An 11,954-nucleotide genomic window follows, 5' to 3' on the forward strand; every position below is an offset into this window, starting at 1 on the left:
AAATTTTATACAAAAGTATGAAAAAATTAAGCTTAAATGCTTCTGCCTTTCAAAAAGGAGAAGTGCTTACCAGAAGTCAATTGAAACAAGTTTTAGGGGGAAATGGAAGTGAAGAGGATGGCAGTGGAGATGGCACATGTACAGTGACTACAAAATGTTATAAAAAAACCTACAATACTGTTACTGGTAAATGGGATGAAGTTGAAAACGGTTCAGTAACTTGCACAAGTCCTGTTGGTGTTTGTAGTAGAAGTGAAACATCTGTATCCTGCGATGGTGAATCTGTCTCTTGCTAACGCCAAAGAGGTTGTATCACAATTCAAAAGCGACCTCTGAGAATTCAACATTCGAAAATGCTCCTTTAGGGGGATACAAATAAAAACAACAAAAAAGAGCCTGATCATGATTTATGATACAGGCTCTTTAAAATATTTTTTATGAAAAAATTATTAGCAACAGTTGTATTATTAAATCTTGGTATCAGCCTTAGCTTATTTGGACAACAAACGCCAAATATACAAATTTTATTAAGCTATAATTTTACAGAAAAATCTAATTTCTCGCCTGTTTTATATAAAAAAATAGAAGAGGCGAGAGATGAGTTCATACTGCCAACAGGCTTTAAAGAAGGTCTCATTAAACAAGTTGACATACAACAAGAGCAAGGTTTTTTTGAAATGTATTTGCAAAAAAAAGAAAGAATAGGTAAAGACAATCTTGTGAAAGGATTAAAATATTTTAATGTCGATAGTTTGGATCTGAGTAGAACCCCAACCCATCATCTGCTTTTCGTGTTAATTGGTCTTAATAGAGAAGGTATTGTCGAAGCTCGTTTCGATAGTAATTTTAATTGTGATTTTTCGGATGATAGAGCCTATATTTTTAATGCAAAAAAAGAAAATTTAATCGAACAGGCGCATATTCAGGATTTTGAAAAAGTAGTTCTGCAATATGTGAGTAAGGGCAAGATTTATAATAAACCGTTTTATATTAAACCTATAACGCATTTCAAAAGTTATAGTTATTCCAACCCAATTGAGCAAAAGTACTTTTTAATGATAGAGCAGTTAGGTAGCCTTAGTGGAATACTAAAAACAGAAACTTCAACTACAAAATTAAAAGTACAATTATCTTCCATTTTCGAATATTCTGATCAGAAAACGCAGCTATTCATAGATGATAGGTCTTTAGATAGAACAAATAAAAATAGCTATTATAATATATTAGATACCATAAAGATTGCCGGTTCAGTTTTGGTATTTTCAGGTATAAGCACATCTTTTGATACCTTATATTTTCGGCATATAGAACAACGGGCAAAACAATACAGTACATATGGTGTAAATACAGGTACAATTGTAAAGAATTTTGCTAAAACTGATTTATATGGTAAGTCATTTAATCTTGAGGCCTTAAAAGGTAAATATGTTCTTTTAGATTTTTGGGGAAGTTGGTGCAACCCTTGCATAGCTGCAATACCGGAAATAAAGAAAATTCATCAAAAATATAAGCATAAGCTCGAAGTAGTAAATATTGCATTTGATAGAGATGAAGCACTAGTAAAAGATCTTGTTAAAAAGCATGAAATGAGTTGGACACATCTTTTTGATTTAGATAATCGCGAGAACAAACATTCGTTGATAAAATTATTTAAAGTAACTACTTTCCCAACTCAAATACTAATTGACCCGGCGGGAAAGATTTTGTTTAGAGGGGTAGGAGATAATGTCAACAAAATTATTAACCTAATTGAGCTAAACAATAAGTAATGATTATTATTAAGCTTTTCGGAGAATAAGAGTTTAGTTGAACAAGCCTTGAATGATTGGTACAATTAGAGTATTAAAGACTATGGTAATTGGGCGAAAAAATATCCGGTTAATAAAAGCGAAGCCCTTGAAGTAGTAACACGAAAGCAAAAAGAATGGTGTGAAATGGCGGAGTTTCTTTACACCTGCCATTTTCATAAATAAATACAAATTAGTTGATCCTTATAGGTAGATGATATAAATATTTACTTGCATAAATAAAGATCTTTTGTACAAAAATGGGCTGCCAGTTGCAACAGGACAGCCCCCATAACAAGCATGATGTTATAAAATGGAAAAGAGCTACTAAGCGCCCTAGAAAAATTAATTAAATGAGATTAGATCAGAGACTATACATCCCACTTAATTCAAAATGGGAACTTTGCGGTAATACAAATAAGTTTTTACTAATAGATTTTTGGCCTAGCTTGCTACTCAACACATGGATATGAAACTAATCAAAACTTTTGCTATTAATTTAAAAAAACGTCCGGATAGAAGAAAACATATCATGCAGGAATTTAAGCTCAAAAGTGAGTTTGATTTCTCTCTAGCAGAGGCTGTTGAGCATAAAAACGGAGCAATCGGATTGTGGAAAACAATAAGGAATATTGTTGCAAATGAATCGTGTTCTTCACTGGAATACATTATAATTAGTGAAGATGATCACGAGTTCACTACACCTTATAATAAGGAAGCTTTATTTAGAGCTATAGAGGAAGCGAAAGAAAAGAATGCTGATGTTTTAATGGGTGGGGTTAGCTGGTTCAGTGATGCTGTACAGGTGTCCTCTAATTTGTTTTGGGTAGATCAGTTTACAGGTACCCAGTTTGTGGTTGTATACAAAAAGTTCTTTGATAAGATTATAAACACACATTTTAATCAAGGGGATACGGCAGATAGAAAGATCGCTGAATTGACTGTAAATAAGTTTATGATGTACCCATTTATTTCGATCCAAAAGGAATTTGGTTATTCTGATGCTACAACAAAAAACAATGTAGATGGATATGTGACACAGATATTTGATAAAACCTCCGAAAAACTGGTGCACCTGGTTAAGGTGGGGTCATTCTATAATTTAAAATTTTGAGACAAATGGGAGATCAAATCGTAGATTACGAAGGTATAACGATTCCTACGTATATCATCAACCTGAAAGAAAGAACCGAAAGGTTAAGCCATATATTAGAGCAGTTTAAAGACAAGCCTGAATTTGAGGTTCATATTATTGAAGCCTACAAACATGAAATCGGCGCTGTTGGACTATGGGAAAGTGTGGTTAAAGTAGTAAAACTCGCTAAGGAAAACGGTGATGATGTGATCATTATTTGTAAGGATGACCACGAATTTACAGCGCATTATTCTAAAGCTTACTTAATCCAAAATATCATAGAAGCAAATGAACAAGGGGTTGCTATTTTATCGGGTGGAATTAGAAGTTTTGGACACGCGGTACCGTTAACTGCCAACCGAATGTGGGTAAATCCTTTTGAGTCAACACAATTCATTGTATTGTTTAAAAAGATTTTCGACAAAATACTTAAATACAAATTCAAGGACAATGATGTTGCGGATGTAGTTTTAGCCGAAATGACTAGTCATAAAATGACATTATTCCCTTTTATATCGCTGCAACGAGATTTTGGATATTCAGACATTACCAGCATACATGATGAAGAGCCGGGACATGTACAGAATATGTTAAAAAAAACCATCAGTCGTTTGGAAACTATCCAAAACGTTTATTTAAAATACAGATCCGAGGTTTGATCGGGAGAACATCAATATCATTTTAATTCACGATTAATTATAGATTACTTGAAAAAATTCCCCCATTTTAAACAACCTGATCAGATGGACTGCGGTCCAACGTGTTTGCGGATGATCGCTAAACATTATGGAAGAAATTATACCCTTCAGCGGTTACGTGAAATTTCCGGCATTAACAGGCAGGGAGTGTCTATGCTGGGAATTAGCGAGGCGGCAGAGAAGATTGGTTTTCGTACTACGGGTGTAAGGTTTGGTATAGATCAATTACAGGAAATAGATTTGCCCTGCATTATACATTGGAAGCAAAACCACTTTGTGGTATTATATAAAATCTCCGGATCTGCTAAAAAACTTTACCACATTTCCGACCCGGCAAAGGGCGTAATCCAATACAATGAAACTGAGTTTTTAAGGAACTGGTTAAGTACCCAGAATAACGGGCGTTCTGAGGGCATCACCCTTATGATTTCTCCCAGTCCTGATTTCTACAGACAAGGTGGAGACCCGGAAAAAGGACTAAGCCTGACCTACATGCTGGGTTACCTTTTTAAATACAAGCAGTTGATCATCCAATTATTTGTAGGTCTTGGAGTTGGTAGTTTATTGCAGCTGATCCTGCCATTCCTGACGCAGTCTGTTGTCGATATAGGGATCAATACCCGTAACCTCAATTTCGTTTATATTGTACTGATCGCCCAAACCATGCTTTTTTTAGGAAGGATGAGTGTTGATTTCATCCGCTCCTGGATTCTTTTGCATATGACCACAAGAATAAATATTTCTATTCTCACCGATTTTCTGATTAAGTTGATGAAACTTCCAATGAGCTTCTTTGAAACCAAGATGACCGGGGATATCATGCAAAGAATGAGTGACCAAGGCAGGATACAAAGTTTTTTAACAGGTTCCTCCCTTAGTACTATCTTTTCGCTTTTCAACCTGGTCATATTTTCATTCGTACTGGCTTATTACAACCTCAACATTTTTATCATTTTCCTGGCCAGTAGTGTGATTTATAGCTTATGGGTAGTTTTTTTTTTAAAGAAGAGACGGGAGCTTGACTTTAAGCGTTTTGACATCTCCTCAGAAAATCAAAGTAATATTGTACAATTGATCGGTGGCATGCAGGAAATTAAGCTCAATAATTGCGAACAGCAGAAGCGATGGGAGTGGGAACGGATTCAGGCCGGGCTGTTCAAATTCAGCATGAAAAGCCTTGCATTGGGGCAATATCAACAATTTGGCACCTTCTTCATTAATGAAGGGAAAAATATTCTGATTACATTTATGGTAGCAAAGTCTGTAATTGACGGGCAACTGACTCTTGGGGCAATGATGGCCATCCAGTACATTGTGGGACAACTGAACAGCCCTATAGAACAACTACTAGGTTTCCTGCAATCCTTTCAGGATGCGAAAATTAGCTTAGAAAGGTTAAACGAGATCCATGAACTGGAAGACGAAGAGCCAGTAGAAAAAAACTTTCTAAATGAACTGCCTTTGAATAAAAGTATTAATCTGCAGCATATTTCATTTACTTACCCTGGCGCTGGAAATGAACCCGTTTTACAGGATATTACCCTACAAATTCCGGAAGGTAAAACTACAGCTATAGTAGGCATGAGCGGAAGTGGAAAAACCACTATCCTGAAGCTGTTACTCAGGTTTTATGAACCTCAAAAAGGAGAGATTAAAGTGGGCAATACCCATATGCAACAGATCGGGTACCGCTACTGGCGTGGGAAATGTGGCATCGTGATGCAGGACGGGTTTATCTTTTCTGACACCATTGCACGCAATATCGCTGTAGGTGACGAATACCCGGATATGACCAAATTGCTTCATGCCATTAAAGTGGCTAATATCAGCGAGTTTATAGAAGAATTACCATTGGGCCTAAATACTAAAATTGGAGCTGCCGGAAACGGAATCAGCCAGGGGCAGCGTCAACGGATGCTGATCGCAAGGGCAGTTTATAAAAATCCGGAGTACATCTTTTTTGATGAAGCCACCAATTCCCTGGATGCTAACAATGAAAAGGTCATTATGGAAAACCTGGAAACCTTCTTTAAAGGCCGAACAGTGGTTGTGGTTGCCCACCGCCTGAGTACGGTAAAGAACGCAGATAATATTATTGTATTGGATAAAGGGGTAATCATAGAACAGGGCACTCACCATGAACTGGTAAACAGCAACGGTGAATACTATCAACTGGTAAAAAATCAACTGGAACTGGGGGTATAAGATGGAAACTGAAGACGCGAAAATGGTAGATACGAGGCTAAATGGCCTGGAAGTAAATAGCGAAGAGGTTCAGGAAATTATTACCGCTGTCCCATCATGGATATTGCGAAGGGGGATTACTCTGATTTTTGGGATCCTGCTTGCAATAATGGGAGTTTCTGCCTTTATACAATATCCCGATGTTGTAAAAACTACATTGAAAGTAAATTCCCTAAATGCCCCAAAAGGGGTGCTTGTCAGGCAGACCGGTAAAATCATCGCATTGCTGGCCAAAGAAGGTGAAACGATAAAACAAAACCAGTCTCTGGCTTTTATGGAGAGTACCGCAAACCATAGTGATGTCCTAAAACTTCATGAAATGCTTGTGCAGATAAGCCAGGAACTGAATAGTTCAGGTGTTGTCCAAACATCGCTGCTTAAAGAGCTGAATCTTGGTGAGCTGCAGGGTGCCTGGCAGAATTTTTATCAGCAATACCTTCAGTTTAATTCCGCACAAAAGGACGGATATTACCTGAGCAAGAAGAGATATCTGGAACAGGATCTAAAAGAGATCGGCAAATTAAAAGACCAGATTATCTCACAGCGGAAGATCCAGGAAATGGAATATGCGAATGTGGCGCATGAGTTCGAGTCGTACAAAAAGCTTTATCAGAAGGGGATTGTTTCCACCAGTGAATACAAACAGCAGGAGAATAAGTATCTGTCTGGCCAGTATCCCTTGCAACAGACCTCAACCTCTTTACTGAATAATAATGTAAGTTATGCATCCAAAAAGAAAGAGATACTGGATCTGGAGCATACTATACAGGATGAAAGGGCCAAGTTTGTACAGTCCTTGAGTAATATGATTACCGAAACAGATGCATGGATCAATCAGTACATTATGCGTGCTCCAGTGGGTGGCAAAGTGAGCTATGCAGGCATTGTTCAGGAAAATCAGACTGTAAATGGCAATCAGGAATTGTTTATCATCAACCCGGCAAATACAGATTTTTTCGGAGAAATCCATATCCCTCAATACAATATGGGTAAGGTGAAAACCGGGCAGCGTACACTGGTAAAAATGCGAAGTTTCCCCTTCGAGCAATATGGGTTGATTAGAGGCCGGGTAAACTACATTTCGGACGTGGCTTTTAAAGACAGTGTGTTTATTGCGAAAATCAGTTTCGAGTGGTACGAGAATAAGGATGCTAAACACAAAATTTCATTAAAAAATGGCATGCAGGCAGATGCGGAGATCATTACCGAAGAGAGCTCCCTGCTACAAAGGTTTCTGCGAAATATTATCAAAATGTTAAATAGTAATTAATAGAGTTTTAGCAAACACATGGTATGTAAGTCCTGATAAAAAGTATTCTTTTAGATAGAAAAGTTCCCTGGAAAACATTACATAAGATTGTGTTAATCACAAGTAAATAGAAAGAATGTCCCAATAACAAACATGATGTTATAAAAACATGTCGCTGAAGTCGACTTGCGTGAAAGAACGACAAAATTGCTAATTACAAAATTTAATCAATTATGAGAAAATTACAATTAAACAGTATTAGATCTAGGGGTGAAGTATTAAGTAGAGCGCAACTAAAAAAAATCTTGGGTGGTAGTGGTAGTGGTGATGGTAGTGGTAGTGAAAGCTGTGTTGGCACATTTTTTTTAATAACAGCAGAAGGATGTGGATACACAACATGTACTAATGCTGAAAATATGACAGATTGTCTTTGCAAGGATGTAATTCAAACTCCTCACCCATGTGGATACGCATAATTAATTTCAACTAAAATCTCTAGGTTTTAGGGAACAAGTGCATTTGTACTTGTTCTTTTTTTTGTTCATATTTAAATCACACTAAATAGTTTATTATATGAAAAGATTTGCTTTAATTTTATTAATGATTCCTATATGTCTGAGTGTTTTTTCTCAAAGCGATAACTTGATGCCTATAAGAAAATCTAGGCTTGTCAATATTAATAATACCAATTATGTAAGAATTGTTGACGGTATAATTATAAGCGATTCAGTTATTATCAAGGGCTTCAAATCCGTCAAACATGTAAGAAATCTGGATGATATAAAAAAAATGGGAATTGACAGTAAAATTAAGCCAATAATGATCATAGAATTTGAAACACTGGATATTGAAGACAAAATTGATAGTATATTATACTCTAGATCTGACTTTATAAAGAACTATAAATACGCCTTAGATATCCAGTTGCCCATTTCCGTTAATAATGAATTGTTATCAAATGAAAGGAAGAGGTTTGAATTATCTCAAATAAGTTTCAATCAAATTGAAGGAATTGAGTATTTAGACAAAAAGGATCCAAGAGTAAATGTAGCTCTGACACCATTTGGAATGATTAATTTAAAAGTTAATAAAAGATAAAAGCATTCGTTCTTGGAGCATTATTTGGACTTTATATATGTGATTCATACAGATCCTTTCAATATATCTAAGATTTTCTAGATGTGCTATTGGTTCAAGATCTATTACCAAGATAAAAGCGGTCATTAACATCAAAAAATCTACATCTAAAGCCTACGCCGATTGCTTTAAGTTATTGAACGGTGACGAATGGACAAAAGAAAGACAGGGTCGACTTGATAAATTGGTAACCAATACAAAAGACTTAATTAGTAAGCATAGTTTTTTAGAATAGTAAGGCCAGTTTATCTTTTATTCTAACCTTGGTTGAAATCCAATCGCTATTCAGGTACACGTGCCGCAAGCTGCGCTATTTGATCTTTAAAGTCCATATGTTTTGGTTTAAATGGTTTATTTATTGTGATCTTTTTTGAATGGTAGTTGATGATTTGATTTGTGGGGTATTGTAGCGCGGCAATTCCATATGCCCAATGCAGACACAGGCATTGCAGTTAAAAGGTGTATAAACGAGGGGCTGCAACGCAGCATTAATCGGGAAAGGTTTTTGCATGATTGAGAAGCGTCTTGGTTATCTGGTTATATCTAAGCTCAAAATATTATTCGGGATAAGCAAGAGTTAACCTAAAATGGTGGGGATGATTTCAAATAATCTCCTGTCAAGATCTTTTGAAATTATAACTTTCGGAATTTTATATCTGTTTTTCATAGTTATTTGGTGGAATCCACCAAATTTGTAATAAGGTATCGCTTCTATTCCAAAGTTTATTATGTTTGTTGCTGAGCAATTCTTGTGATGGAATGGACATCACTGTCCATTTGGTTTACTATGCACTATTGTTGTCAATTATTGTGTATTCCTAATTGCCATTTTCTCTGTAGTTTTATACCGCTTACATTAGGTTAAACATTAGTACTTTTGTAAATGATTTTTCGAGTACAATACCTTATACTCTTAGTCGCATTGATCTTGCAGTTGGAAGCAGTAAATGGGCAAGCCAAAAAAGAACCTCTGACAATTCAGGTCTATAGTAGTGCGAAGAAAGAATTTTTGGCTTTCGAGCGGAGCCATGGTGGCTCTGTACAAACTAGGAATGTTAGTATGCACTATCTAAGTTGGGGGAATCCTGGCAACCCTTGTCTAATTTGGGCCCATGGAAGCATGAATAGCGGCTACGAATTTCTGGATATAGCTGATAGCCTTGTCAAGGCTGGTTATTATGTCATCGCCATTGATTATTATGGACACGGTCAAACCCCTATCCCTGATCATGAGGTTTCTATTTACCATGTAGCTGACGATATCAAATTTTTAATGGATAAACTTTCAATTGAAAAAGCTTTCGTTGGTGGTTTCTCAAGGGGAGGGTGTGTTGCCACAGCATTTTACGATTCCTACCCAAAAAATGTATTGGGTCTGATACTTGAAGATGGTGGTTCGGTTGCTGCCAATACATATTATCAGAAGCTAGATTCGGAGAAACTAGAACAGATATCAAAGAAATTCGATTTAAAACAAGCTATTCCTTGGGATAGAACTTTTCCCACACAATTTGAAGCGTTTAACTCGTTGTATGATTCGAACGAAATTGGTAACCAATTTCCGATTTTTGCATTATTAAAAGAGAACAAAACTGGAGGTTGGGGAGTTATTTATTCAGAGATGATGAACCTCTTTAATCTGGAAAATAGACATCAATTTTCTGATTTAATCTTACGTCCATCAAGAGTACCGCTTTTTGCCAGGTCAATGGTGATAATGGAGCCCCAGATCATTTTTAGGAATCTTTGCATACCGGTTTTGATTCTTGATCCTGTTAGTGATAATGATTCAATGCCTTTCGAAAAAGAAAATGAAGCATTGAAAAAGGCCCATCCGAACTTTATAACCTATATAGTTTATCCTAATACAGAACACAATATCCATTATGCACATCCTGCCAGGTTTACTAAGGACCTACTAGGATTTTTAGATGAATCATATAAAAAAGAACGCACATATTAATATTCAAGCCAAAATGATAGCTGAACCAACTCCAATTCATTCTCTTGGATTGCTGGCAGACCAATAGAAAAACCATATATTATTCATTACTTTCATCAACTTTTATCCATAGACTCTTAAAATAGAAGAAGGTAGCGCCATGCTTTATGGTAATGACAATAGAATTGTTATTTCTATGTATTATGCGTTGGTGAGTAAAGTGAATAAAATAACTCCAAATTAACGGGCCACCCGTATCACGAATGCGAGTGGCCTATCCAAGCGATACATTTGGCTTAGAATCACCAATATATACATGAATTACTTTTGCTAAAAATTGATGGAAGTATGTTTGCTATTTACATCAGTATAAATCATCTTGTGGATGTTATAGTTTACGCTTTCGTGAAAAATTGTTTTGTATAACTCGGGTAAAAATTTGAAGCCAACCGACTCGTAACACCTAATTGCCACATGATTCTTTTCCCATGTAAAAAGCTCCACGCGATCCGTATTATAGAGTCGCTTAGACTCTTTCAATAGCAATTTAATAAAATATCTTCCCAATCCCTGGTTTCGGAGTGATGGCTCTCCAACAAGAATCCTGGCAAGTTTTGGATAGCCGCTTTCTTGAGGAATGATCTCTCCAAATGCAAAAGGCACTCCATCAATTGTATAACCCATATAGAGATGACGATCAGGATGCTCCGTTTGGTAATCTGCTATTTTTTGTTCTGTGAGGGGGAAAGTAAAGTCTGTCCCAGAGAATTGAAGTAAAAGCGCTGCATCAGTCACCCAAGATTCTAATAATTTAAAGTCTGAATTATTGTATGCTTTAATCATATTGTTAATGTTCTACTAAACCTAAAGTTATTGCACCACATTTCCAAACGCAATAGCCATTGCTTTCGATAAACAACGAAATTTATCATCGGGCACCGGGAACTATTTACCTACGCAGTTCAGGCATTGAGCCGCCTGCATTTTGGAAGGAATGTTATAGAAAAGGCTGAACTCGCTTGTAAAAAATTCAGGAGAACAGCCACAAGACCATTTTCCCCGAGTAGAGAAATTGGTTGAAATAGGCTCTGGAGCCAAAAGAGATATAGGAGATATTCACTTATCAGACCTTATATCAGGAATGGGCAATTACGGAAAAGAACTATTTTTTGAGCTCAGTGGTCAGTTGGCTATAAAGCTGCTCTTTGTCGCTGGGTTTCAGTGTATTTGCATTGATAACCTTTCCTCCGCTAACTAAAATATAACGAGGTATGGCATAACCTTTCCCATCCCAGAATTTATCCATTAGATCTTGTAATAATACTTTATTTGCCCTGATATGCCAGCCCTTCAAATTGTAATACTTGATCATGGTTTTCCATTGTTCATCCACTTCATCTTTGTCTGTTGAAATGAATAGCATTTCGATTCCTTTAGCGTTGAGGAATTGCTCCAGATCTTTGCTATACTTAAATTCTGCTTTACATGGCCAACACCAGGTGGCCCAAACATCTATAAAAACGGTTTTATCTCCAAATTGGTTAAGCAGCTGCGCAAAGGAATTAATCTTTCCATAGTCAGCAATTATTTTTTGTTTTTGATTTAAATCTTCGTTTTTTTTCTTATTAAAATCCTCAATCTGCTTTGCGTTACTTTGTAAGTGAGTTGAGAAATTACTTTTCGGATATTGTTTTTTAAAATCATTAAATAACTCAAGTAAAACAGGCTGAAATTTATCTTGCATCATTTCATTCCACAAAAA

The 11,954-nt window shown here is 36.2% G+C and carries 11 protein-coding genes; 9 read left to right on the forward strand and 2 right to left on the reverse strand.

Annotated features, from left to right (window positions below):
• Positions 1 to 17 precede the first annotated feature (17 nt).
• The 9 genes from B9A18_RS03425 (at position 18) to B9A18_RS03465 (ending at position 10,213) form a co-directional block, all read left to right on the forward strand.
• The gene (locus B9A18_RS03425; protein WP_084287252.1) at positions 18 to 296 is read left to right on the forward strand and encodes a hypothetical protein; all 279 of its coding nucleotides are present in this window, start codon (positions 18 to 20) and stop codon (positions 294 to 296) included.
• Between the two features lie 141 nt (positions 297 to 437).
• Positions 438 to 1,769, forward strand: a complete 1,332-nt coding sequence (locus B9A18_RS03430) for a TlpA family protein disulfide reductase (RefSeq protein WP_084287253.1) — start codon at positions 438 to 440, stop codon at positions 1,767 to 1,769.
• 487 nt (positions 1,770 to 2,256) lie between these two features.
• Positions 2,257 to 2,901 (forward strand): glycosyltransferase family 25 protein, encoded by a 645-nt coding sequence (locus B9A18_RS03435; protein WP_144009383.1) that lies wholly within the window; start codon positions 2,257 to 2,259, stop codon positions 2,899 to 2,901.
• A 5-nt stretch (positions 2,902 to 2,906) separates the two neighbouring features.
• Positions 2,907 to 3,581, forward strand: coding sequence for a glycosyltransferase family 25 protein (locus B9A18_RS03440; protein WP_084287255.1), 675 nt, complete (start codon positions 2,907 to 2,909; stop codon positions 3,579 to 3,581).
• Positions 3,582 to 3,629: 48 nt separating this feature from the next.
• On the forward strand, positions 3,630 to 5,825 hold the full coding sequence (locus B9A18_RS03445) for a peptidase domain-containing ABC transporter (RefSeq protein ID WP_084287256.1): 2,196 nt from the start codon (positions 3,630 to 3,632) through the stop codon (positions 5,823 to 5,825).
• Position 5,826: 1 nt separating this feature from the next.
• Complete coding sequence (locus B9A18_RS03450) at positions 5,827 to 7,134, forward strand: HlyD family secretion protein (RefSeq protein WP_084287257.1); 1,308 nt, start codon at positions 5,827 to 5,829, stop codon at positions 7,132 to 7,134.
• Positions 7,135 to 7,346: 212 nt separating this feature from the next.
• Complete coding sequence (locus B9A18_RS03455; protein WP_084287258.1) at positions 7,347 to 7,589, forward strand: hypothetical protein; 243 nt, start codon at positions 7,347 to 7,349, stop codon at positions 7,587 to 7,589.
• A gap of 97 nt (positions 7,590 to 7,686) precedes the next feature.
• Positions 7,687 to 8,211 carry a hypothetical protein gene (locus tag B9A18_RS03460; RefSeq protein ID WP_084287259.1) on the forward strand — a complete coding sequence of 175 codons (525 nt, stop codon included), beginning with the start codon at positions 7,687 to 7,689 and terminating at the stop codon, positions 8,209 to 8,211.
• A gap of 967 nt (positions 8,212 to 9,178) precedes the next feature.
• The gene (locus tag B9A18_RS03465) at positions 9,179 to 10,213 is read left to right on the forward strand and encodes an alpha/beta fold hydrolase (RefSeq protein WP_159452595.1); all 1,035 of its coding nucleotides are present in this window, start codon (positions 9,179 to 9,181) and stop codon (positions 10,211 to 10,213) included.
• A gap of 309 nt (positions 10,214 to 10,522) precedes the next feature.
• On the opposite strand, the gene B9A18_RS03470 is transcribed toward B9A18_RS03465, so the two are convergent.
• On the reverse strand, positions 10,523 to 11,035 hold the full coding sequence (locus B9A18_RS03470; RefSeq protein ID WP_084287261.1) for a GNAT family N-acetyltransferase: 513 nt from the start codon (positions 11,033 to 11,035) through the stop codon (positions 10,523 to 10,525).
• 319 nt (positions 11,036 to 11,354) lie between these two features.
• A partial coding sequence (locus B9A18_RS03475) for a TlpA family protein disulfide reductase (protein WP_235005221.1) occupies positions 11,355 to 11,954 on the reverse strand: 600 nt, incomplete at its 5' end.

This window comes from Pedobacter nyackensis (assembly GCF_900176505.1).
Classification (GTDB): Bacteria; Bacteroidota; Bacteroidia; order Sphingobacteriales; family Sphingobacteriaceae; genus Pedobacter; species Pedobacter nyackensis.